Source organism: Rhizobium sp. BR 362 (assembly GCF_036528765.1).
Taxonomy (GTDB): Bacteria; Pseudomonadota; Alphaproteobacteria; order Rhizobiales; family Rhizobiaceae; genus Rhizobium.
In genome coordinates, this window is record NZ_JARWGH010000007.1 from 219,555 (window position 1) to 243,174 (window position 23,620).

The window sequence follows — 23,620 nt, forward strand, 5'->3', positions numbered from 1 at the left end:
CGCGGCAGGTGAATGCCTTTTCGCGGGAGACCCGGGTTCGAGCTCTGCGAACCCGGCTCCTGTTCTGCAGAGTTTATTTCTGAACGGGCGCGTTCATGGCCCAGGTGATGCCAAAGGGATCGCGAAGCTGACCCCAGCGGTCGCCCCAGAACATCACCTCGATAGGCATGACGACCTCGGCACCAGCATCGACGGCGCGTTTCCACCAGGCATCGATGTCATCGACAAGCAGTTGCAGGGTAAAAGCCTGCGGCTTTTCCAGCGCATGACCGTGTTCCGGATAGGCATCGCCCAGCATCAATGAACTGCCATTGATATAGAGATGGATATGCATCGTCCGGCCCTGTTCGTCGGCCGGATACATGAAAGCTTGTTCGGCACCGAAGGCGCGCTTGTAGAATTCGGCCGCCTTCACGGCGCCGCCGACCGTCAAATAGGGCACCAGGCCGCCAAGCACCGGCACCTTGGGCTGCTCTGATTGCGTTTGTTCTGCTGCATCGGTCATGATCGTCTCCTCGGAACGGATTTGCTGATGTGCCCAACTGGACGGGCTGTTCCAAGGACGGTCGTCGATCCGACTTTCCGACATGTGAAACGAGGATTTTTTTGATGGATCATCTCTAGGCAAAAGCATCTTGAGACGGAATCCGCCGTCTTCATCGATGCGGTCCCGCGCCTATCATCGAGATCTCTAAAGGCTGTTCCAATACCTTGAAAATTCGCCGGTTTTGCCAACAGCGTGGATGACGCCATGCAACTCCGCCAGACCTTTGAGCCGCCCGATCAGCGAATAGCCGGGATTGGTCGGCTTATCGACATCGTCGCCGATCAGGTGTCCGTGATCAGGGCGCATGGGGATCATATGGTCGGGTCGGCCATCGGTGCGGCGGCGAGCCTCTTCCGCCAACAGCAAGCGCAGGATTGCATGCATGTCGCTGCGTCCCTCCAGATGCGCGGCTTCGACAAAGGAACCGTCGGGCTCGATCGTCACGTCGCGCAGATGGGCAAAATTGATGCGCGGCGCAAATTCGCGGGCAATGGCGAGCACGTCATTGTCGGCATGCGAACCGAGGGAGCCGACGCAAAGGGTAAAGCCATTCGCCGGATGATCGACGCTGCTGAGGATACGACGCAGATCCGCCGCCGTCGAAACCACCCGTGGCAGACCAAAGAGCGAAATCGGAGGATCGTCGGGATGGATGGCGAGCCGTGCCCCAACTTCGGCGGCGACGGGCACGACCTCGCTGAGAAAAGTGCTGAGGTTTGCCTGCAGGTCCTCCGCCGTCAATCCGTCAAAGGACTCGATGGCCGCACGGATCGCCTCGCGCCCGTAGCTGTCCTCGCCACCGGGAAGTCCGGCGATGATATTGCTCTCCAGCCGGCGAACTGCCTCTTCCGAGAGCCCCTTCAGCCGCTCCTCGGCACGCTGCAAAAGCTCGGGCCCATAGTTCGTCTCGGCGCCTTTCCTGCGCAGGATAAAGACGTCATAGGTGACGAATTCCACCATGTCGAAACGCAGGGCAAGCGCCGTCGTCGGCATCTCGAAGCGCAGGTCGGTGCGCGTCCAATCGACCACCGGCATGAAGTTGTAGCAGATCGTCTTAATGCCGGATCGGGCAAGATTGACCAGCGTATCTTTCCAGACGCCGACCGCCTGGGCAGCGCCGGAGTCACCGCGCTTAATAGCGCTCGGGATCGGGATCGATTCGCAGACGCTCCAGCGCATGCCCGCCGCCTCCACCAAGGCCTTGCGCCCCTCGATCTCTTCCGGCGTCCATACGCGGGAATGGGAGATTTCGTGCAGTGCCGTGACGATGCCCGTTGCACCGGCCTGACGCGCATGAAGGAGTGAAACCAAATCCTTCGGTCCGAACCAGCGCCAACAGCTCTCCATACGATGCCTCTCCTATTTGTTGGTCAACATATCCCCGAATTGCTGAAAGTCCATACGGCTTGGCCATTGACACATGTTATTGACCAACAATATCCTTTTCGGGAATTGGAGGATGCACGACGTGGAAACCGCTGAGATCGAGGAAAGGGGATCGGCGGTAGACCAGGTGGTCGATGCGATCCGGCGGCTGATGCGCGAGCGTAATCTTGGCCTCGGCGACGCCCTACCCTCGGAAATCGAGCTGGCGGCTATGTTCAACAGCAGCCGCAATACCGTGCGTGAAGCGATCCGCATCCTGAAGGCCTACGGCATCGTCGAAAGCAGGCAGAAGGTCGGTGCCGTCATCACCGACCGCCGCCAACAGGCACTGATGGAGCTGTTCTCCTTCGCGATCGACATATCCGCTGAAAGCTTCCTCGACATCCAAGGTTTTCGCCGGCTCATCGAGGTCAATCTCTCCGATCTTCTGTTCGAGAATATCGACGATGCCGGCATTGTCCGGCTTCAAACAATTAACGACGCCATGAAGCTGGCATCGGAACTGTCGGAGGCAGCGGAATTCGATTTCAAGTTCCATGCCGAGCTGATCAGCTTTGCCGACAACCGCACGCTGTCACAGGTCTATGGTATTCTGCAGCCGCTGCTGCAGCGGCTGATGGAAGCCGGCAAACGATCCCGCGCCGCCGTCGAAAGCGCCTATGACGAACATTGCGATATCATCGCCGCCTTGAAAAAGCGGGACCGCATCGCCTATGCCTATCACATGAATCGTCATCTTCACGCCGGGCTGCAGTTCATCGAGCCTTCTGCAGAGCCACGGCAGATTTGACACAATCCATTTCATAACGGACGACAATCATGAAGAAACTGGCACTCGACACCGGCTGGACGCTTTCGCGCCTTCGCGCACCGTCTACAGCCCCTTCTCTGCCCGCCACGATCCCGGCCGCCGTGCCCGGAAATGTGCATCTCGATCTGCTCTCGGCTCGGCTGATCGCGGACCCCTATCTCGATGTCAACGAAATCTCCCAGGATTGGATCGGCCGCTCGGCCTGGCGCTATCGGGTGGCGTTCGACTGGGACGACCAAGAGGCAGAAAGGATCGATCTCTCCTGCCTCGGGCTTGATACCGCGGCGCGTCTGGAACTGAACGGCGCATTGCTCGGCGAAACCCGCAATATGCACCGCAGCTATCGTTTTGATATTCGCGACCAGCTCAAGGAGGGGCGGAATGAGCTGATCGTCAACTTCGATTCCGCCTATGCTCATGGTGAGGCGGTCCGCAGCGCGCTCGGTTCGGCCGCCGATATCCCGGCCAACTATCCCGGACCCGGCCATCTCATCCGCAAGATGGCTTGCAATTTCGGCTGGGACTGGGGTCCGAGCGTCGTCACTTCGGGCATATGGAAACCGATCACCATCGAGAGCTGGTCGAAGGCGCGTCTCGCCATTGTCCGCCCGGAAATCACTTTGCAGGGCGGTGACGGTGTCGCGCGCCTGCGCATCGAAATCGAATGGGCTGCAGAAGGTACGGATAGCGCGGCTCTGGTGATGTCGATCGGCGGCAAGCGGTCCGAAGTCCGGATCGCACAGGGCGAAACGCATGCTTTGGTGGAATGCCGCATCGACAATCCGGAAATCTGGTGGCCGCATGGGCTCGGCGACCAGCCTCTCTATGATCTCGATCTTCAGCTTCTGGGCTCCGACGGAGCGATGCTAGAGCGCTGGCAACGCCGCGTCGGCTTCCGTTCCGTGCGCCTCGACACCACACCCGACGAGATCGGCTCCGCCTTTACGCTCGTGGTCAACGACGTGCCGGTCTTTGCCCGTGGTGCCAATTGGATCCCGGAGGATTGCTTCCTGCCGCGGGTGACGCGGGAGCGCTACCGCGAACGGATCGCCCAGGCACGTGATGCCAATATGAACATTCTCCGCGTCTGGGGCGGCGGCATTTACGAGACGGATACCTTTTACGAAGAATGCGATGCCGCCGGCATCATGGTCTGGCAGGACTTCCTCTTCGCCTGCGCCGCCTACCCGGAGGAAGAGCCGGTCTATAGCGAGATCGAGGCGGAGGCGCGCGAGGCGATCACCCGGCTCATGCCGCATCCCTCGCTGGTGCTCTGGAACGGCAACAATGAAAACATCTGGGGCTATTTCGACTGGGGTTGGGGGGATGTGCTTGCCAACCGCCCTTGGGGCGCCGGTTATTATCTTGACCTGCTGCCGAAACTGGTCGCTGAGATTGATCCGACGCGGCCCTATTGGCCGGGAAGTCCCTATTCCGGCTCGATGGATATTGCGCCGAACGCCGACGAGCACGGCTGCAAGCACATCTGGGACGTCTGGAACGAAGTCGGATATGAGACCTACCGCAACTATATTCCGCGTTTCTGCTCCGAATTCGGCTGGCAGGCACCGCCGACCTACGCGACGCTTACCGAATCCGTTCGGGAGAAAAACCGAGCGCCGGCCTCCCCCGGCGTCCTGCATCACCAGAAGGCGACCAGCGGCAACGACAAGCTGATCAAGGGATTGGAAAACTGGTTTCCCGCTCCGGAAAACTTCGGCGATTGGCTTTTCGTCACCCAGCTCAACCAGGCGCGCGCCATCAGCCTCGGCATCGATCACATGCGCTCGCATCGCCCGACCTGCATGGGCGCAATCGTCTGGCAGCTTAACGATTGCTGGCCGGTGACCTCCTGGGCGGCAGTCGACGGCGCAGGCCGCAAGAAACCGCTCTGGTACGCGCTGCGCCACAGCTATGCGCCGCATCTCCTCACTATCCAGCCGCGCGGCGACGGTCTTGCCGCCATCGCCGTCAACGACACGACCCTGTTCTGGCGCGTCCCTTTCACCATTGAGCGCTTCGATTTCAACGGCACGCTTCTCGCCCGCCATTCCGTCTGGCGCGTCCTCTGCGACCGCTTCGAAAATGCCGAAATCTCGATCCCCAAGGATGTGGCGACGCCGGGCAACCCCGAGCGTGAATTCCTGCGCGCTCGCCTCGGCGATACCGAGGCCTGGTGGTTTTTCGAAAAGGACATGAAACTGCAATATCCCGAGCCTCGTTTCGAGCTTCAGGCGGAACAGATCGCCGACGGCATCGCCGTTACGATCACAGCCCAATCCTTCCTGCGCGACCTCTGCCTGTTTGCCGACCGCATCAGCCCGAATGCCGAGGTCGACGACATGTTGGTCACTTTGATGCCCAGCGAAAGCAAGACGTTCCGCATCAAGGGCGTGTCGAAAGAGGCTGGGGACGATGCCGATCTTTTCTCTATAGTGCGCACGGCAAATCAAGTTGCGGGTGCAGCGCCGCACCGGTGAGGAGGAACTCAACCGGTCACAGGTCGAAATGCCCTCAGGAAACATTGCGATCGGAAACGGCAAATTGCCTCCTATGATCGTACAGCGGCTTGTGGTCTAGTACTATCACCGACCCATGAATCAGCGAGACACGGTTATGTCCTTGGAATCCAATCGTAGCTTTCAGACGCCACGGCGCGAAGAACTCGGTCTTTCCACGTTTGCCAACAGCGCCGGCCTGTCGGTATCGGCGCTGCCGAACGGCACGCTGTTTGCAATCGATTTCGCCGACCAGCAGGGAAGCGTCATGATCAACCAGGTGCTGGGATCGCCTGTTTACGGTGGTATCGGACGCCTCTATCTGCGCATCGGCGGCTCGCAGCCGGAAGTCGCCGAAATCGTTGGGCCGAAGGCCACGGTGCGGTTCGGCCATGACGAGACCGGCTTTTGCTGGAGCGGAGAGACCGCTGGAATCAAGCATTCGGTGCGGCTGCAGCTCCATTCGAGCGAAAGCGCCTGGTTCTGGCAGGTTTCGCTGGAAAATACGACCAATGCTGCGCTTTCGGCCGATCTCGTGCTGATCCAGGACGTTGGCCTCGGCGATCGCGGTTTCCTGATGAACAGCGAGGCCTATGCTTCGCAATATATCGACCATCACATTGCCGAACATTCCGCTTTCGGGCCTGTCGTGATGAACCGGCAAAATCTCAAGCAGGGTGGCGGGCGCAATCCTTGGCTGGCACAAGGCTGCCTGGATGGCGCGGCCGCCTATGCCACGGACGCGATCCAGTTGGTGGTGCCCGCCCCAAGCGGCGATGCGCAGATGGTGCCTGGCTTTGGTGAAAGCCTGCCGAGCATTCGTCGGCAGCACGAGGTCGCCTGTCCGGTAATCCAATCGAAGCCGCTCGCGCTCACGCCAAAGACACTCGTGACCACAACATTCTTCGGCCTATTCGTTGCCGATCACCCTGCGGCCTCAAGCGATGCCGATCTTGCAAGGCTTGACGCCCTACCGCTGGCGCTTGGCGAACTGACGAAAACCGACATTGCCGGTGGTGCGCCGGTTCGCAGCATTGTACAGGACGCGCCGCTATTGGTGACCGAGTCATTGGACGAAGCGACGATCGAGCGGCTTTATCCCGAGCGGATGCTTGAAGAACGCGTTGATGGCCAGCTCTATTCCTTCTTCGTGCCGGACGGCTCGCTTAATCGCCACATCGTGCTGCGTGAGAAAGAGCGCGTTGTCGCACGCCGTCACGGCGCCATCGTCCGCAGCGGCCAGAACATGCTGTTGGATGATCAGACGCTGGCAGCAACGTGCTGGATGCAGGGCATTTTCGCCGCGCAGTTGACGATCGGCAATACGTCCTTCCACAAGCTTTTCTCGGTCTCCCGCGACCCCTATAATCTGACCCGGGCAAGCGGCCTGCGTATCCTCGTAGACATGGGCGAAGGCTGGCACCTGCTTGGCGTTCCCGCCGCATTCGACATGGGATTGAGCGATATTCGCTGGATCTATCGGCTCGCCGACCGGACCATCAGGGTGACAGCAATCGCCTGCGGCGACGATCCGTCGATGCAGTGGACCGTAGCAGTCGACGGTGCCGCCTGCCGTTTCCTGGTGTTCGGCCATATCGTGCTCGGCGAGCGTGACTATGAAGCCGTCGCCAACATCGAGATCGATGCGGCGGCCAAACAGATATCGTTCCGGCCGCAATCCTCCTGGCTTTGGGATCGCTATCCGCAGGCCGCCTACCATCTCGTCACCTCGACGCCGGATGCTTTCGAGGCGGTTGGCGGCGACGAGCTTCTCTACAGCGACGGCGCATCTCGCAACGGCCCCTTCATCGCGCTCAAATCGCGCCCGACCCAAAGCTTCAGTTTTGCCGTCACCGGATCGATGACCGACACAGCGGAAGGCGAACGTCTTGCCGCACGGTATAAGGCCGGTGTCAGCAGCGAAGAGATGCTTGCGCCTGCACAGCGCTTCTGGAACCATGTCACGCGGGGCGCCCGTATCGAGGGCGACGGGCCGGATCTGTTCGCCCAGGCCGTGATGCTGCCTTGGCTTGCGCATGACGCGATCGTGCATTTGAGCGTGCCGCACGGCCTCGAACAATATACGGGGGCGGCCTGGGGAACGCGCGATGTTTGTCAGGGACCAGTGGAATTCCTGCTCGCCTATGAACATGATGACGAAGTGAAGCAGGTGCTGAGCACCGTGTTTTCCGAACAATACCGCGACCGGGGCGACTGGCCGCAATGGTTCATGCTGGAGCCCTATGCCAGTATTCGTGCCGGCGAGAGCCATGGCGATATCGTCGTCTGGCCGCTCAAGGCGCTCTGCGACTATATCGAAACGACGGGTGATCTTGCCTTCCTGGCCGAAACCGTGCCGTGGCGCGCCGACGACACCATGCAACGGACTGAAGAGACGGCGACGATTTCCGCGCATGTCGAAAAGCTGCTCGATACCGTCCGCAGCCGCTTCGTACCTGGCACCAGCCTGATCCGTTATGGCGAAGGCGATTGGAATGACAGCCTGCAGCCGGCTGATCCGCATTTGCGCGATTGGATGGTCAGCAGTTGGACCGTCTCGCTGCTTTATGAGCAACTGGTGCGCTACGCGGCGATCCTGACGCTGTGCAGCCGCGGCGGAGAGGCGGAGCCGCTCAAGGAAACGGCCGCCGCCATGCGCAGCGATTTCAATCGCCTCCTGATGCGCGACGGCGTCGTCGCGGGCTATGGCGTCTTTGATCCGAGCCATGATGGCGTCGAACTGCTGCTGCATCCGCAGGATACGCGCACGGGCCTGCATTATTCGCTGATCGCAATGACACAGCCGATGTTGGGTGGTCTCTTCACGCCGGAGCAGCGGCATGCGCATATGAAGCTGATCGAGGACAATCTGCTTTTCCCCGACGGCGTGCGACTGATGGAAAAGCCGGCGACCTATGCCGGCGGGCCGGAGACTTTGTTCCGCCGCGCTGAATCCTCGGCTTTCTTCGGACGCGAGATCGGGCTGATGTATGTGCATGCTCACCTGCGCTATTGCGAGGCGCTGGCTCTCGACAGCGATGCCGAAGGCGTTTGGAGCGCGCTGGCGCTCGCCAATCCGATCGCGGTCAGCGGCCGGCTCGACCACGCATCGCTGCGCCAGCGCAACACCTATTTCAGCAGCAGCGACGCCGCGTTCGCCGATCGCTATCAAGCGTCCGATGATTGGGGTCGCGTCAAGGCTGCCGATATTGCCTTCGATGGCGGCTGGCGCATCTATTCGAGCGGCCCCGGTCTCTTTACGAAAAGCCTGATCAGCAATGTCTTCGGCTTCAAACGGCACTTCGGCGCGCGCACCCGTCAGCCGTTGTTGCCGGCATCCGTTGCCATTTCCGAAGTCGAGCTGAATTTCGAAGCCTAATTACGAAGGGAGCCGCCTGACGCGGCTCCTCTGCCAATTTTGCAGTCAGGCGGCGCAGGAGACATGATGCGCCACGGGGCTTGAGCGGCGGTCGAGTGCGCCGCTCCAGAGGGTGAGGATGAGGGCCGCGGCGACCAGGATCGCACCGACCCAGGGCGTGGCACCGAGACCAAGCGAGGATTCCACCACCAGACTGCCGATCCAGGCGCCCGCGGCAATGCCAAGATTGAAGGCGGCAATGTTCAGCGCCGAGGCGACATCGACCGCGGCTGGACGCACCTGCCGGGCAAGCTGGACGACATAGAGCTGCAGACCCGGCACATTGGCGAAGGACAGGAAGCCGAGCGCCGCCAAAGTCGGAATTGCCAGCCAAGGCGAAACGGCGGTGAAGCTGAACAGCAAGAGCACGATCGCCTGGGCGATGAAGAGCCCTGTCAGCGCCTTGACCGGATTGCCATTGGCAAGCCGGCCGCCAACGACATTGCCGACAGCAATGGCAATACCGTAGAGCACTAGGATCAGGCTGACGGCGGAGGCCGCAAAGCCGGTCACTTCCTGCAGGATCGAGGCCAGGAAGGTAAAGGCGACGAATGTGCCGCCGTAGCCGAGAGCGGTCATGGCGAAGACGATCAGCAGCCGGCCGCTCGCAAGCACGCGCACCTGCTCGCCGATTCCTGCCGGCGGCGCCTTCTTCAGGTTTGAGGGCAGCAACAAGGCGATGCCGGCAAAGGCGATGATGCCGAGGACGGCGACGGCAGCGAAGGTGGCGCGCCAGCCGAAGGTCTGGCCGATGAAGGTGCCGAGCGGCACGCCGGTGACGATCGCGACTGTCAGCCCCATGAACATCATCGCGATCGCCGAGGCACGGCGGTTTTCCGGCACCAGATCGGCCGCGATGGTCGATCCTACGGAGAAGAAGACGCCATGCGCGAAGGCCGAAAGCACGCGGGCGACAAGCAATGGCTCGTAGCCTGGACTTAGGGCCGCCATGCCGTTGCCGGCGACGAAGAGCGCCATCAGGCCGAGCAGCAGCGGCTTGCGCTCGATGCGGCCGGTGAGCGCTATGAGAATCGGCGCGCCGAAGGTGAGGCCAAGCGCGTAGACACTGACGATGAGGCCGGCGAGCGGCAGGGTGATATGAAGATCGGTCGCGACCGTCGGCAGCAGACCGACGATGACGAATTCGGTGGTGCCGATCGCATAGGCCGCGATCGTCAAGGCAAATAGAGCTAATGGCATGAGATAACCCGATCGAAAAAGGCATCCGGAAACATCCGGCTGGACTGGTTCTTGTTCGCGCAGAATATGGCCCCGAGACATTCGATTGATAATTGCGTATATAAACTCAACACTTGTGAATTGAATTCAAAAAAATGAGAGGGTGATGGACAATCGCGCCGGGGAAATGGATGTCTTCGCCCAAGTGGCCGAGCTTCGCAGCTTCTCGGCGGCGGGACGAAAATTGCGCCTGTCGCCTTCGGCCGTCAGCAAGCTCGTCACACGCCTGGAGGACAGGCTCGGCACGCGCCTTCTCGTGCGCACCACGCGGTCGCTGCAATTGACGCCGGAGGGAGAGGTCTATCTCGAGCGCGCTCAACGCATTCTCGCCGAAATACAGGAGACGGAGCGCTTGGTGACTGCCGGGGGTTCCGCGGTTCCGCGCGGACCTCTGCGCGTCAGCGCTTCCGTTGCCATAGGCGTGCGCTGCATCGTGCCACTTATTCCGGATTTCCTGGCGCTCTACCCGGAAATCGAACTCGATATTTCGCTCAGCGACAGCGTCATCGATATTGTCGGCGAGCGCGCCGACGTCGCTATTCGTGTCGGATCGTTGCGCGACAGTTCACTGAAAGCCCGCAAGCTGCTTGAAAGACGACGGGTCATCGTTGCCTCACCGGCCTATGTCGCAAGATGCGGCATGCCGGCGACACCGGACGATCTCGACCACCACAATTGCCTGACCTTCAACTTCCGCCCGACCGTCGAGGGTTGGCCGTTTCGCGATCCGGCCACCGGATCGGAGTTCGTAAAGCCGGTCTACGGCAATCTGCAGGCCAATAACGGACCGACGGTGCGCAGCCTCTGTCTGGCCGGCCTCGGCCTTGCTCGCGTCGGATATTTTCATGTGCAGCCGGATATTGAAGCCGGCGCGTTGGTGCCGGTGCTCGAGGATTTCAATGCGGGAGATATCGAGCTGATCCATGCCGTCTATGCCGGCCATGATTATCTTGCCGCCCGCATCCGTGCCTTTGTCGACTTTCTGGCATCGCGAATCACGTAAAACAGTGCTGAGCACCAGATAGCAGAGGACGAGATTTGGAGACGGCGCTTTATCTTCCGATCAAGAATTTCCTGGAAGCCGCCGGCTACGCGGTGAAAGGCGAAATCGGCAGTTGCGATCTTGTCGGCCTCAGCAACGATGAGTCGCCCGTCGTCGTCATCTGCGAATTGAAGCTGACTTTTAATCTCGAACTCGTGCTGCAGGCGGTCGATCGCGCGACGGCAAGCGATGAAGTGTGGATCGCCGCCCGCGTCTCGGCGAAAGGCAAGGGACGGGAAAGTGACCGCCGATTTCGCGATCTCTGCCGCCGCCTCGGTTTCGGCATGCTCGCCGTTTCCGACAACGGCACCGTCGACGTCATCGTCAGCCCGGTCGCGCCGATGCCGCGCAAGAATATTCGCCGGCGATCACGTCTTGTTGACGAACATAAGCGGCGCAAGGGCGATCCCGCGCTCGGCGGCAGCACGCGTGCGCCGATCATGACCGCCTATCGCCAGCAGGCGCTTGCCTGTGCGATGGCGATCCAGAACGGGCAGCAGCGCCCTAGGGATATTCGCGCCAATGCTCCCGAAGCCGCCAAAATCCTGCGGCACAACGTCTATGGCTGGTTTGAACGCGTCGACCGCGGCATTTACGCTCTGACCGAACTTGGTTCGGAAGCATTGAAGCGCTGGCCTCAGACGGACGGCGCGTAAACAATAAACGTGAAGAAATTCGGGCATTCCAACATTAAAGTCTAGTAATGTATTACAAAATTGCAATATAAACATGATCAATATTTAATTTGTAAAACTCATCAGGCGGATCATATAAATCTCCAGCGCCATTTCTTCTTTATACTGCAATTCCGCAGTAACTTCGAATAATCGCAGTTCTTCAGAAGGAATAGAAACGGCACTCCGTTCGACGCCTGGTTCCCGGCATGGGCCCAAGTCGCCATATCACAACGATCTCGTAAGGGACATTTGCCATGTCAGATCTACTTCGCAAGCATCGCGCCGCAGCCATCGTCGGAGCGGCTATCATCGTCGGCGCAGGCGCCCTGCCCTTCGCCTTCAGCACACCCGCTGCCATAGCCGCCGCTGAACCCAGCGGCATCATTGCGCCCAGCGGTTCCTTCTCCTCGATCGTCGACGCCGACAAGCCCGCAGTCGTCACCGTTACCACGACGATGAAGGCCACCGATACCAGCGCGGATGTTGGCGACTCCCCGATGGATGAGCAATTCCGCCAGTTCTTCGAGAACCAGGGCATTCCCTTCCCGCAGCAGCAAGTGCCGCAACGTCGGCCGTCACAGCGCGCCATGGCGCTCGGCTCCGGCTTCATCATCAGCCCGGACGGCGTCATCGTCACCAACAACCACGTCATTGAAAATGCCACCGACATCAAGGTGACGCTCGATGATGGCACCGAACTGCCGGCCAAGCTTCTCGGCGCCGACGCCAAGTCCGATCTGGCTGTGTTGAAGATCAAGGCGCCGAAGCCGCTTGCCACCATCGCCTGGGGTGATTCCGACAAGCTGAAGCTCGGTGACCAGATCCTGGCGATCGGCAATCCCTTCGGTATCGGCACGACCGTCACCGCCGGCATCGTTTCGGCCCGCGGCCGGGATCTGCACAGCGGTCCCTATGACGATTTCATCCAGATCGATGCTCCGATCAATCACGGCAATTCCGGCGGCCCGCTGGTCGACCGTGAGGGCAATGTCGTTGGCATCAACACCGCCATCTATTCGCCGAATGGCGGCAGCGTCGGCGTTGGTTTCGCCATTCCCTCGGACGAAGCCAAAGCGATCGTCGCCAAGCTCGAAAAGAACGGCTCGATCGATCACGGCTATCTCGGCGTCGCCATTCAGCCGGTGACCGCTGATGTCGCCGATGCCGTCGGCCTCTCGCAGCCGCAGGGCGCCTTGGTCGCCAGTGTCAATGACGGAACGCCGGCTGCCCAGGCCGGGCTCAAGACCGGCGACATCGTCACGGCGGTCGGCAGTGAGACCGTCAAAACGCCCAAGGACCTGTCGCGGCTCGTTGCCGATCTTTCGCCGGGAGACAAGCGGTCGCTCACGGTCTGGCGCAATGGCAAGAGCATGGATGTGAACGTTACGATCGGCGGCAATGACGACAGCAAGCAGGCAGCCAATGACAGCGGCGACGGCAAGGTCCAGCCTTCCAATCAACCGAGCATCGGCGTCGGCCTCGCCAATCTGACGCCCGATCTGCGCGAGCAGCTCAACCTCCCGCAAGGTGTTGAAGGTGCCGTCGTTGCCAGCGTCAATCCGGAAAAGCCGGCCGCCGCTGCCGGCATCCAGACGGGCGACATTATCGTCTCGGTCAACGATCAGCCTGTTCACAGTGCCCACGATGTTCAGAGTGCGGTGACGCAAGCCGGCAAGGCTGGCCGCAAGTCTGTCCTGCTGCTGATCGAGCGCGGCGGCGACAAGACCTTCGTGGCAGTGCCGTTCTCGGCCGCCTAAGCATTTTCTAAAAGGCAAGAGCGCCTCGTCTCCATCATTGGAGGCGAGGCGCAGGCATGTCTGCTTGAGGTGATAGCACCCGCGATCCCCAAAACATCGCATCCACGGCGACGGCGCGGCGGCATTCGCAACTTATTGCGAGGGACGGGAATTCTGACCGACAGCATTGTCGTCAACCACTGATTCACGATGTCGCCACAGAAGGCTGACCTGCTCCCACTCGCACAACCCGCCTTTCACTGATACATAACGATTTGCTCACACTGTGGCATAGCGTGGATTGTGAGGGAAACATGCGCAAGGCGGCAGTTGGAGAACAGGTTGTGAGGGCGGCACCAGCTGAGGAGCCGGTTGCGCAGGAGCGGTTGACGGAGGCGCTTCCGCAATCCCAGGAGCCCAGTCTCGCCGAGCGTTACGACTGGCTCGAAGCCATGATCAACCATGTGCCCGATTATATCTATGCAAAGGATTTGGAAGGCCGCTTCCTATTCGCCAACAGGGCCATCGTCTTGAACAATGGGCTTGAGCGCGTCGAGGATATGGTCGGCCTGACTGATTACGACATTCATCCTTCCGCGGCGGCTGAGGCCATAGCTGCCATCGAACGACACGTCATGGAGAGCGGCGAACCCGATCTCGGATTCGAGGAGCGCCGTCTCCGAGGCAACGGCTGGTTGATGATGTCGCGCGTTCCTCTCAGGGACAAGACCGGAAAGGTGATCGGCGTCGTTGGCGCGTCGCGGGACATCACGGCGCGCAAACGCGGGGAAAGCCTGATGAAAGCCCAGGCGCAGCTTCTCAAGGCGGTCGCGAAGGGAATACGGCTCGACCCGTTCCTCAACGACGTCGCCGACCTGCTCGAAGAAGTCCTCCCGGGTACCGCCGCGGCTGTACTCTTGCACAATGAACGCGCCCAGGAGTTTTGCATTGCGGCAGCATCGCCATCTGCACGCGCCGCTTCGATCTTGCCAGCGGAAATCCTCGACAATCCGGTAGCATGGCGCCGCTTTTCTATCTCGTCTGGCGACGGCGGACAGCACGGCGCGCTTGCCGTCAAAGTATCCTCCAGCCATGAAGCGAGCGTGTGGGACTTCCTGACGGGGGTTGCACAAACGGTCGGCATTGCCATCGACCGTCACTATGACGCTGAGCGCATCACCTTTCTTGCCGAGCACGATGCCCTGACCGGATTGCCGAACCGTACGCTGCTTGACCGGAAGCTCGATGATATGCTGCGGCGAGCGAACAGAACATCGCGGCAAGTCGCGGTCGTATTCCTCGACATCGACAACTTCAAGCTCGTGAACGACAGCCTCGGGCATGCCGCCGGCGACGAGTTGCTGAAGATCGTCGCGAAACGGATCTCCGCGGAGATCGGACCGGGCGATATGATATCGCGCATCGGTGGCGACGAGTTCATTCTGGCGCTCGAGCAGACCGACGAAGACTTCGTCTCGTGGCTGGCGCGCATTCGCGAGGCCGTCGCACGGCCGCTGAGTTTGGCTGGAATGGACCTGCAGCTCACGTGTAGCATCGGAATGGCCTGCTTTGCCGTGCATGGCAAGACGGCCACGGAACTGTTCGCCAACGCGGACATGGCGATGTATCGCGCCAAAGAGAACGGCCGGAACAGTATCCAGGTGTTCGATCCGGCAATGGCGGAGAGTGCACGACAGAAACTCGGACGTTCGGAAGAACTTAGGCGTGCCGTCGAACGCGATGAATTCGTCCTGCACTTCCAGCCGCAAAAAGACATGAGCTCCGGCGAAATTATCGGCGTGGAGGCGCTTGTGCGCTGGAATCATCCAACCGACGGGCTCGTCTTCCCCGGCGACTTCATTCCGCTCGCCGAAGAGTCCGGCCTCATCGTTCCGATCGGAGAGGCTGTCCTGCGCAAGGCCTGCGGCCAAGCGAAAAAATGGCAGGAGCAAGGGCTGGCGCCGGTGAAGATTGGCGTCAATATGTCGGCGCGGCAGTTCCAGGAACAGGGCATGACCCGACAGGTGGCCGCGGCCCTTGCCGAGAGTGGTCTTGATCCGCAGTGGCTGGAAATCGAGGTCACCGAGAGCCTTCTGATGCGCGACGTGCAGGGGGCGATCATGAAAATGCACGAACTCAACGCGCTCGGCGTCAGTCTCGCCATCGACGATTTCGGTACGGGCTATTCCAGCCTTAGCACGTTGAAACGCTTTCCATTGTCGCGCCTTAAGATCGACCGGTCATTTATCGCCGATATTCCGGATGACGCCGATGACATGGCGATCACATCCGCGATCGTCTCGCTTGCACGATCGCTGGAACTCGATGTGATTGCGGAAGGCGTGGAGACGGAAGAGCAGGCCCGCTTTCTGTCGCGGGCCGGATGCCACGCGATTCAAGGATATCTTTTCAGCAGACCCATCCCGGCCGAAGAGATGACGCGCGTCATGCGGGAACAGGCTTAAAATCCTCCAAAATCCTGCGGCTTTCAACAGGAGGGACGTTTCTGCGTCGCGCCATCACAGTTTTTGTCCAAACTCTGCCTAGGTGATGATAAAGAAGAAACGGGACGGATAAGAACCGTCCTTCGGCGGGCCCGTGCTCTGCCGACATCATCGACGGCATAAGAGCTTCGGGACGGGGCTGAGCGGCAGCAGGAGTTGGAGTGACCGATCCATACGACATTCTCGGCATTGGACGCGATGCGAGCGACGAGCAGATCAAGACCGCCTACCGCAAGCGGGCGAAGTCGGCGCATCCGGATTCCGGCGGCGACGTCGATGCCTTCGGACAACTACAGAAGGCCTACGAGCTACTTCTGGACCCGGTGCGCCGCAAGCTGTTTGACGATACCGGCTATGACGTCGAACTGACCGACTCCGTCGATTTGCAGGCGCTGGTCGCGATCGAGAAGCTCATCACCGATATGGTTCTGGACGAGCGCGAACCCGGGACCTTCGATCCGGTCGCCCACATGCGCGCCAGCCTCTTGGAAGAAATCCGCAAGGCACACTTCAGCAAAAGCGAACTGGAGCGCCATTCCGACCGCATCCGCCTTCATCTGGATCGCTTGGGAAAGCGCCCCGGCAAGGATGTCGTCGGCCATATGCTGCGTGCCCGCATCAAGGCGATTGCGACCGCAATCAGCGAAACAGAGGCAAAGATCGATGCCACCGAGCGCGCCTGCGACATGCTCGACGGCTATCTTTATGTCATGGACGCGCCGATGCTCGAGAACGAGGAACCATCGGATATCGAATGGGATGACACCGCCAGGGTCCGCTCCGCCGCTCAGTGATTTCCATCGATCCAATGTCCTGCCGACTGCTGGAACTTTCGATCGGCAATCGGGTTTTCTCCGGCGTTGAGTCGAATTCCGAGAGTGCCATACGACTAAGTATCGGCCCACGGATCGCACAGGGAGGACATCATGATCAACGAAGATGGATATACGCCCGCGGCAGAACTGGCGCAGAGAAACGGTGCCAGGTTTCCCAACGAGAGCAGTGAATACCGGCAGGCACGAAACGCCCTGCTGGCGGAGGAAATCGAACTTCGTCGCCATATAGAGCGAGTCGCCGCGCAACGGCGCGCATTGCCGCCGGGCGGCATGGTGAAGAAGCGTTACCAATTCATCAGCCCTGACGGTCCGGTCGGCTTTGAGGATTTGTTCGACGACAAGGAAACCCTGCTGATCTACAGCTATATATTCGGCCCGGAACGCGCGCGGCCCTGCCCCATGTGCACCTCGTTTCTATCGGCGATCGAGGGCGAAATACTTGATATAGAACAGCGAATGGCCATTGCCGTGGTGGCTCGGTCCCCAATCGAAAGGCTGCTTGACTTCAGGACAGAGCGCCGCTGGCAGAATTTGCCGCTCTATTCAGACTCGACCGGAGAATATAGCCGCGATTATCGTGCGCTCGGGGCCAATGGCAACGACAACGCCGCCGTCAATGTCTTTACCCGCAGAGATGGAACGATCCGGCACTTCTGGAGCGAGGAAATGGGTCCGGTAACCGCCGATCCCGGCCAGGATCCACGCGGCGCCCCAGATCTTATGCCCCTCTGGACGATCCTCGACATGACGCCCGAGGGACGGGCAAGGGACTGGTATCCGAAGCTTACCTACGGACACGCGTGAGCGGACCTGGCCCGGCGATGCCTATGCCTCGCCGACCGCAGTCATAACGCCGGTCACCGGAGCCTCGGGAGGGCTTTGGCAATCACGGCGGCAAGCTGACTCTGATTGAATGGCTTCGGTAGGCGCAGCAGATCGTTGTTGCTGCCTGCCGGAAGTTCGGCATAGCCGGTGGCAAGGACGACCGGCAAACCCGGCAGCCGCTCGGCGATCGCCGAAGCGAGCTGAGAACCCGTCATCCTGGGCATGGCGTGATCGGTGATGACGATATGGATGTCGTTGCGATCTTCCAGCAGCTTCAGCGCCTCTTCTCCTGAATGCGCCTGCAGCACGGTATGGCCGAGATCCTCCAACATGATGGCCGTATTCATCAGAACGAGCGCATCGTCATCCACCGCCAGAATATTGAACAAGCCTCCGTTTGCAGGCGATGCTTCCATCGGCTCCTCTTTCTTTATCTCCCATTCCCCCGCGACGGGAAGCCAGAGCTCGGCAGTCGTCCCCTCGCCCCTGCGCGATTTCAGGATCAGCTTGCCTCCAGACTGCGCCATCAATCCTTCGACCATCGGCAGCCCGAGGCCGGTTCCCTTGCCGACGCCCTTGGTGGTGAAGAACGGTGTGGTCGCATTGGCGAGCGTGGCATCGTCCATTCCCTCACCCTCGTCCATGACGGAGAGGCACACATAGGACCCCGCTTTTGGTCCGTCCGTCTCATCCCCGGCAATTTTGCGAAGTTCGGCGGCAATGACCAGCAATCCGCCCTTTGGCATAGCGTCCCGCGCATTCACGACGAGATTCAAAAGAGCGTTTTCAAGCTGGTTCTGATCGGATGTCACCCTCGGGAGACTGAGGGGAAAGTGCGTTTCGATCATCATCGACGGATCTATCGTGCGCTGCAGCAGGCCGGTCATATTGCGAACGAGTTCAAGCACGTCGAGCGGCTCGATCTTGAGCTCCTGACGCCGTGAGAAGGCAAGCATGCGCTGCGTCAGCGCTGCACCGCGCTGTGCGCCTTGAATGGCGTTGTCGATCAATGGAGTGATATCGGGATTGTCAGCGATCCGTTTGCGCACGATTTCCAGGCTCCCGAGAACGGCCATCAATAAATTGTTGAAGTCGTGGGCCATCCCCCCCGTCAATTGGCCGACGGCTTCCATCTTTTGCGCCTGGAACAGCTCTTCCCGCACCTGCTCCAGCTTGCGCTGGGCCTCTTTCTTCTCGGTGATATCGCGAGTGACCTTCGCAAACCCGAGCAGCGATCCATCATCGTCGCGAAGAGCATCGAGGACAACGCTTGCCCAGAAGCGGGATCCGTCCTTTCGCACTCTCCAGCCTTCGTGTTCGAACCGGCCCTCTTTGGCGGCGATATCGAGCGCATTCCAGGGAAGCTTCGTCGCGCGGTCTTCCTCCGTATAGAAGCGGGAAAAATGTTGGCCGAGGATTTCTTGCTGCGTGTAGCCCTTGATGCGCTGCGCACCAAGGTTCCAACTGGAGACATAGCCTTGGGGATCGAGCATATAGATGGCGTAATCTGCGACGCCTTGAACGAGGATGCGAAACTGCTCCTCACTCCGCTTGAGCTCACTTTCGACCTTTTTTCGCCCAGAAAAATCGCGCGTAATCTTTTCAAATCCCAACAAGCCGCCCTCCGCACTTCTGACTGCATCGTCGACCAAATGCATCCAATATGCGAACCATGCTTTCACTGATCCCATTCCCGGTCTTCGAGACGCTCCCGTAAACTACGGAAACACGCATTTGGTTCCGCAGGCGCGCGGACTTCTAATCGAAAGTTGTAAGAAGCGCAGGCGATGACGGTGTGTTGTATGCGCCGGCTTACCGAATGCGGCCCCGTGAACCTAAGAAAACGGCTCGGCGGGTCCTTTGGCGGAATTGGTGAACCAATGCGGCCCATCCGCCGTCATGTAGATATGGTCTTCCAATCGAATACCGAATTTGTCTGGAAAGACGATCATAGGCTCGTTGGAGAAGCACATGCCGACGGCAAGCGGCGTTCTGTTGCCGCGCACGATATAGGGCTCCTCGTGAATCTGCAGCCCGAGGCCGTGGCCGGCGCGGTGGGGCAGTCCAGGCAGGCGGTAATCCGGGCCAAGAGTATGTTTTGAAAGCACCCGGCGCGCTGTATCGTCAAGGCTCGAACAGGGTGCGCCGAGCTTCGCCGCATCGAAGACTGCTTGCTGGGCTTCCCGTTCGATCGCCCAAGCCGCTTCGAATTCACGGTTGCCGCTTTCGAGCACATAGGTCCGGGTGAGATCGGAATGATAGCCGTCGATCTGGCAGCCGGTATCGACAAGCACCACGTCGCCTGCCGCAAGTATCTGGTCGCCGTCGGCGCCGTGCGGCAAAGAAGTGGCCGGCCCGAAGGAAACGATACAGAAGGTCGAGCCGCCATCTGCCCCGACCTGTCGATGCCGACGGTCGATGAAGTCGACGACCTCCGAAGCCCTGATACCTGGCTTCATCAACGCATGGGCCTGTTTCTGGATATCGAGCGTCAGGTTCATGGCGTATTGAATGAGGGCGATTTCGGCTGGAGATTTAATGCGCCGCAGGCTGCGGATGATCTGGCCGCCATCCTTCAATCTGTCGACGCCGAACTCGGCGGCGAGCCTATGGTAGAAGAAAAGCGGCAGTTCGTCGTCGAGTGCGAGCGCGCCGGTGTCACCCAGCAGACGTGATACGAGCGCGACGCTGTTCTCTTCTTCCTCCCACACCACGATCTCGCCAGGCAGATGCGGCAGTGTCTCCACCCGGCTGCGTTCGAAACCCGGAACGATATAATAAAGTGCGGCTGGTGTGACGAGCGCGCCAAGGAATCGTTCGCTCGGATGCCAGACGAGACCGGTGAAATAGCGAAGGCTTTCCGTCGAACCGAGCAGCATGCCGGCAATTCCGTTCGCCTCCAGCGCCTCTCTGAGGCGTGCCAGCCGGAGCTGCCTCTCGTCATCGGTGATGCGGGGGACGGGATGCGACCATGTCATCTTGCTTTCCAATTCCTGTTGCGCGCGGCTCTTATGCGACGGATGCCGGCTGTTGAATCGATATTAATGCGGTTGTCGGCTCTCGATAGGGAATGCCTCATGTGATCTCGATCGCAAGCGAACGCTCGAGGTCGCGGGCGATGTATTCCTGGATTTGGCGCACGATCTGCGCGGCATGATCGATCGCCAACCGGTCGGCGCGCTCGACATCGCCCGCCTCGATCGCGGCGATCATCTCCTCGTGCTCGTCCACGTATTGGCGCGGCAGGCGATCGTCGAAGGTCGAATAATAAAGACGTAGAATGCGCCGCCCTTCGTCCAGCAATCGTGCAAAGAATGTGGTGTAATAGGAATTGCCGGCAAGTTCGGCGATGGCGACATGGAATTCACGGTTCGCCTCGATCATGCCGAAAGCATCGCGGGCAGCCACTGCATCGGCGAATTCCTTCTGCCGGGCGCGCACGCGCTGCATGATTTCCGCATCCTTCCGTCCCGCAGCCCCGCGCGTCGTCACGCGGTACATCAAGGTGAGCGCCTCGAAATAGGTGGGCAGGCTGGCAAAATCGATCATTGCGACGATGGTGTTGCGGTTGGGCAGCGTCGTCACCAGCCCCTCGGCGGCAAGCCGAAGCAGCGCCTCGCGGATCGGTGTTCTCGACATCTTGAAACGTTCGGAAAGGCGGACTTCGTCGAGCGGGCTTCCCGGCTCCAGCGCCATCGACAGGATTTCCCGACGCAGGGCGGCATAGACGCTCTGCGTGCCCGAGCCCCGCACCCGCACATTCTCCGTCTCATCGCGCATCCGATATCCTTCTTGGGAAATGTCTTATTATTTCGTTCTGCCAATTTTCAGCAACAGCGGGCCATCGATCCATATTTGCCGTTCGACGATCCTTGCTTGAGTCTTGTCGACAATTTGTATATAACGCAAGCTCTTTCAATCGAGGATCCAAAATGACGACAGGATGGAAGGGCGTATTCCCCGCCGTAACGACACAATTCAACGAGGATCTTTCTGTGGATCTCGCTGCGACACAGCGGGTTCAGGACGCGCTCGTTAACGACGGCGTCAACGGTCTCATCGTCATGGGAACCTGCGGCGAAAACAATTCGCTGGACCCGGATGAGAAGCGCACGATCCTGAAGGCCGCCGTCGAGGTTGTGAACGGCCGCGTGCCGGTCGTCACCGGCGTTTCCGAATTCGATACGCGCCGCGCCGTCGCCTATGCGCGCGACGCCGAGAAACTCGGCGCCGATGGCCTGATGGTCCTGCCTGCAATGGTCTATGTTCCGAAGCCGGAGGAGCTGATCGCGCATTTCCGCGCCGTGGCGGAAGCGACCTCGTTGCCGATCATGCTCTACAACAACCCGCCGGCCTATCGCGTCAACATCGGCGCCGATGTGCTGCAGGCCCTCGCCGAAGTGCCGAACATCAAGGCCGTCAAGGAAAGCGCGCCGGATCCGCGCCGCTTCACCGACCTCATCAATGCCTTCGGCGACCGCTTCGACATCTTCGCCGGTCTTGACGACGTTGCGCTCGAAGGGCTTATGCTCGGTGCCAAGGGCTGGGTTTCCGGCCTCACCAGCGCCTTCCCGCAGGAATCCGTAGAGCTTGTTGCCGCTGCCGAGCGCGGCGACTGGGAAGAGGCCCGCCGCATCTATCGCTGGTTCATGCCGCTTCTGCATCTGGATGCCGAGCATGATCTCGTCCAATCGATCAAGCTTGCCGAACAAATCATGGGCCGCGGCTCCGAGCGCGTTCGCATGCCGCGTCTCCCGCTGTCCGGCGCACGCCGCGCCGAAGTCACTACCATGGTGGAGAAGGCAGCCGCCACACGCCCCTCGAAGGCTCGTCGGGCGGCCTGATCGCAAATGCGCTTAGGCCGGCAATCGCATGCGGTTGCCGGCTGTCGCAGTTTAGCCCTGTCGCAGAGAAAAGCCTTGGACCACGAGATCGTCCTTCAGTCTCGTGGTGCGGCATTATCATTTTGGCTTCTGCAGAATTCTAGTCAGCTTCTTCCGGTAAAGCCTGAATATAGCGCACGATAAGATAAAAGATCCCGAAGAGAACAAGCACGGAGATGGCGTGACGAATGTCGTGCAGCGCGGCATGGTGATGTCTCACCAGCAGGGAAATCGTGTTGTATCCGGCTATGGCGAGCGCAGTCATGACCAACGCCAGCAAAAGCGCCATGTTCCGATGAATAAATTTGACCATCGCTCACCTCTTTTCCGCTTCGCCACATAGAAGAGAAATTAGGGAGGAATTACGACGGATCGGACGCCTGCGGCAAACTGATCCAACCCACTCCCCAACAGCCCCTTGAAGCAGTTACGGCCCGGACGATAGTCCGAGGACGAGGCTTCCTGCAAGGGGGTGCGAATAGGTGTTCGGCAAAGGACAGGAGGGAACAAACAGCTCTTTCAGGCCCGACCTTCGCCGATCAGCGGAAGCGCCCTCAGCATGTCTCTGACGGCGATCGCATCCCATGGCAGATGTTCGGTGATTCCTAGCCCTACCACGTCCACCTGCTCGGCTACGTCATTCAAGAGCCGGACCACTTGGGCAATGGTCATTCTACCCCGTAGAACGCCCGCGAACGCATCTGCAGGTGCGTTCGGCATTGTGAAGTTGAGGGAGCGAAACTGGAGGGAGTCGTTGACATCAAGATCGAAATGGATGGCAACGTGCCGGGCTCCCGTCGAACGAAGCCATTCGACCACCGGCTGGCTGGAGTCGATCAGTTGAGATGGTGTCGCCATGCTGAGTCCAAGCCTTTCAACGATCTCCCATTCCACAGGGGACATATCGTAGAGACCTGCATACATCACCTTTTCGGGCTTGATTGGACGGGCGACCCTCTTTGCAAAATCCGGATCGCCCTCTCCCAGCAGATTGCCCAGAACCATCGCATGCGCGTGTGCGAAGTGCTGCGGGGTGATCACATCGGGATGCGCATCGACCCACAGCACCGCCAGATCGCCTTCGTACCGCTCATTGAGGTATGCGAACGGGGCGAGATCAACCAGGCAATCGCCGCCTAGAACGACCACCTTGTCGGGCGCTTCCTACCTCAGAATCTGGCTTGCCGCATCCAATTGCCGCAGCAGTGCGCTCCTTGC

The 23,620-nt window shown here is 60.1% G+C and carries 18 protein-coding genes; 10 read left to right on the forward strand and 8 right to left on the reverse strand.

The window, feature by feature from the left end; translation table 11 throughout:
• Positions 1-73: 73 nt before the first annotated feature.
• Complete coding sequence (locus QDY28_RS13175) at positions 74-505, reverse strand: VOC family protein (protein WP_331382127.1); 432 nt, start codon at positions 503-505, stop codon at positions 74-76.
• A 186-nt stretch (positions 506-691) separates the two neighbouring features.
• Positions 692-1,894 (reverse strand): mannonate dehydratase, encoded by a 1,203-nt coding sequence (gene uxuA, locus QDY28_RS13180; protein WP_331382128.1) that lies wholly within the window; start codon positions 1,892-1,894, stop codon positions 692-694.
• A gap of 112 nt (positions 1,895-2,006) precedes the next feature.
• Here uxuA and QDY28_RS13185 point away from each other — a divergent pair, with 112 nt between their 5' ends.
• The 3 genes from QDY28_RS13185 (at position 2,007) to QDY28_RS13195 (ending at position 8,621) form a co-directional block, all read left to right on the forward strand.
• A complete protein-coding gene (locus tag QDY28_RS13185; protein WP_331382129.1) occupies positions 2,007-2,723 on the forward strand; it encodes a FadR/GntR family transcriptional regulator in 717 nt (238 codons plus the stop codon).
• Between the two features lie 29 nt (positions 2,724-2,752).
• Entirely contained in the window at positions 2,753-5,224 is a 2,472-nt protein-coding gene (locus QDY28_RS13190) for a glycoside hydrolase family 2 protein (RefSeq protein WP_331382130.1), read from the forward strand.
• Between the two features lie 136 nt (positions 5,225-5,360).
• Positions 5,361-8,621, forward strand: a complete 3,261-nt coding sequence (locus QDY28_RS13195; protein WP_331382131.1) for a GH36-type glycosyl hydrolase domain-containing protein — start codon at positions 5,361-5,363, stop codon at positions 8,619-8,621.
• Positions 8,622-8,666: 45 nt separating this feature from the next.
• Here the strand turns inward: QDY28_RS13195 and QDY28_RS13200 are convergent, their stop codons facing one another.
• Complete coding sequence (locus tag QDY28_RS13200) at positions 8,667-9,860, reverse strand: MFS transporter (RefSeq protein ID WP_331382132.1); 1,194 nt, start codon at positions 9,858-9,860, stop codon at positions 8,667-8,669.
• A 145-nt stretch (positions 9,861-10,005) separates the two neighbouring features.
• Here QDY28_RS13200 and QDY28_RS13205 point away from each other — a divergent pair, with 145 nt between their 5' ends.
• The 6 genes from QDY28_RS13205 to QDY28_RS13230 all read left to right on the forward strand — a co-directional run bounded on the left by QDY28_RS13205 (position 10,006) and on the right by QDY28_RS13230 (position 17,498).
• Positions 10,006-10,902: a LysR family transcriptional regulator gene (locus QDY28_RS13205; RefSeq protein ID WP_331382133.1), complete on the forward strand. Its 897-nt coding sequence runs from the start codon at positions 10,006-10,008 to the stop codon at positions 10,900-10,902.
• Positions 10,903-10,937: 35 nt separating this feature from the next.
• Positions 10,938-11,597: a DUF2161 domain-containing phosphodiesterase gene (locus QDY28_RS13210; RefSeq protein WP_331382134.1), complete on the forward strand. Its 660-nt coding sequence runs from the start codon at positions 10,938-10,940 to the stop codon at positions 11,595-11,597.
• A gap of 275 nt (positions 11,598-11,872) precedes the next feature.
• Positions 11,873-13,375, forward strand: coding sequence for a DegQ family serine endoprotease (locus QDY28_RS13215; protein WP_331382135.1), 1,503 nt, complete (start codon positions 11,873-11,875; stop codon positions 13,373-13,375).
• Between the two features lie 323 nt (positions 13,376-13,698).
• Entirely contained in the window at positions 13,699-15,819 is a 2,121-nt protein-coding gene (locus QDY28_RS13220) for a putative bifunctional diguanylate cyclase/phosphodiesterase (RefSeq protein WP_331382136.1), read from the forward strand.
• A gap of 200 nt (positions 15,820-16,019) precedes the next feature.
• Positions 16,020-16,652 carry a J domain-containing protein gene (locus QDY28_RS13225; RefSeq protein ID WP_331382137.1) on the forward strand — a complete coding sequence of 211 codons (633 nt, stop codon included), beginning with the start codon at positions 16,020-16,022 and terminating at the stop codon, positions 16,650-16,652.
• Between the two features lie 132 nt (positions 16,653-16,784).
• Positions 16,785-17,498, forward strand: coding sequence for a DUF899 family protein (locus tag QDY28_RS13230; protein ID WP_331382138.1), 714 nt, complete (start codon positions 16,785-16,787; stop codon positions 17,496-17,498).
• Positions 17,499-17,551: 53 nt separating this feature from the next.
• Here QDY28_RS13230 and QDY28_RS13235 read toward each other — a convergent pair whose 3' ends face one another.
• The 3 genes from QDY28_RS13235 to QDY28_RS13245 all read right to left on the reverse strand — a co-directional run bounded on the left by QDY28_RS13235 (position 17,552) and on the right by QDY28_RS13245 (position 21,299).
• Entirely contained in the window at positions 17,552-19,210 is a 1,659-nt protein-coding gene (locus tag QDY28_RS13235) for a PAS domain S-box protein (protein ID WP_442967510.1), read from the reverse strand.
• 144 nt (positions 19,211-19,354) lie between these two features.
• The gene (locus QDY28_RS13240; protein WP_331382139.1) at positions 19,355-20,497 is read right to left on the reverse strand and encodes a M24 family metallopeptidase; all 1,143 of its coding nucleotides are present in this window, start codon (positions 20,495-20,497) and stop codon (positions 19,355-19,357) included.
• Between the two features lie 97 nt (positions 20,498-20,594).
• Positions 20,595-21,299, reverse strand: coding sequence for a GntR family transcriptional regulator (locus QDY28_RS13245; RefSeq protein ID WP_331382140.1), 705 nt, complete (start codon positions 21,297-21,299; stop codon positions 20,595-20,597).
• A 152-nt stretch (positions 21,300-21,451) separates the two neighbouring features.
• Between QDY28_RS13245 and QDY28_RS13250 the strand changes: the two genes are divergently transcribed.
• Positions 21,452-22,363 (forward strand): dihydrodipicolinate synthase family protein, encoded by a 912-nt coding sequence (locus tag QDY28_RS13250; RefSeq protein WP_331382141.1) that lies wholly within the window; start codon positions 21,452-21,454, stop codon positions 22,361-22,363.
• Positions 22,364-22,502: 139 nt separating this feature from the next.
• Here QDY28_RS13250 and QDY28_RS13255 read toward each other — a convergent pair whose 3' ends face one another.
• Both QDY28_RS13255 and QDY28_RS13260 read right to left on the reverse strand, forming a co-directional pair.
• A complete protein-coding gene (locus QDY28_RS13255; RefSeq protein WP_331382142.1) occupies positions 22,503-22,715 on the reverse strand; it encodes a hypothetical protein in 213 nt (70 codons plus the stop codon).
• Positions 22,716-22,921: 206 nt separating this feature from the next.
• Entirely contained in the window at positions 22,922-23,551 is a 630-nt protein-coding gene (locus tag QDY28_RS13260; RefSeq protein WP_331382143.1) for an arginase family protein, read from the reverse strand.
• Positions 23,552-23,620 lie beyond the last annotated feature (69 nt).

Bases quoted from the DNA above. Each gene is read 5' to 3' on its own strand.
- QDY28_RS13235 (WP_442967510.1), bottom strand. From the start codon at position 19,210: ATGGGATCAGTGAAAGCATGGTTCGCATATTGGATGCATTTGGTCGAC.
- QDY28_RS13175 (WP_331382127.1), bottom strand. From the start codon at position 505: ATGACCGATGCAGCAGAACAAACGCAATCAGAGCAGCCCAAGGTGCCG.
- QDY28_RS13185 (WP_331382129.1), top strand. From the start codon at position 2,007: ATGCACGACGTGGAAACCGCTGAGATCGAGGAAAGGGGATCGGCGGTA.
- QDY28_RS13195 (WP_331382131.1), top strand. From the start codon at position 5,361: ATGTCCTTGGAATCCAATCGTAGCTTTCAGACGCCACGGCGCGAAGAA.
- QDY28_RS13190 (WP_331382130.1), top strand. From the start codon at position 2,753: ATGAAGAAACTGGCACTCGACACCGGCTGGACGCTTTCGCGCCTTCGC.
- QDY28_RS13240 (WP_331382139.1), bottom strand. From the start codon at position 20,497: ATGACATGGTCGCATCCCGTCCCCCGCATCACCGATGACGAGAGGCAG.
- QDY28_RS13255 (WP_331382142.1), bottom strand. From the start codon at position 22,715: ATGGTCAAATTTATTCATCGGAACATGGCGCTTTTGCTGGCGTTGGTC.
- QDY28_RS13245 (WP_331382140.1), bottom strand. From the start codon at position 21,299: ATGCGCGATGAGACGGAGAATGTGCGGGTGCGGGGCTCGGGCACGCAG.
- QDY28_RS13250 (WP_331382141.1), top strand. From the start codon at position 21,452: ATGACGACAGGATGGAAGGGCGTATTCCCCGCCGTAACGACACAATTC.
- QDY28_RS13205 (WP_331382133.1), top strand. From the start codon at position 10,006: ATGGACAATCGCGCCGGGGAAATGGATGTCTTCGCCCAAGTGGCCGAG.
- QDY28_RS13215 (WP_331382135.1), top strand. From the start codon at position 11,873: ATGTCAGATCTACTTCGCAAGCATCGCGCCGCAGCCATCGTCGGAGCG.
- uxuA (WP_331382128.1), bottom strand. From the start codon at position 1,894: ATGGAGAGCTGTTGGCGCTGGTTCGGACCGAAGGATTTGGTTTCACTC.
- QDY28_RS13230 (WP_331382138.1), top strand. From the start codon at position 16,785: ATGATCAACGAAGATGGATATACGCCCGCGGCAGAACTGGCGCAGAGA.
- QDY28_RS13200 (WP_331382132.1), bottom strand. From the start codon at position 9,860: ATGCCATTAGCTCTATTTGCCTTGACGATCGCGGCCTATGCGATCGGC.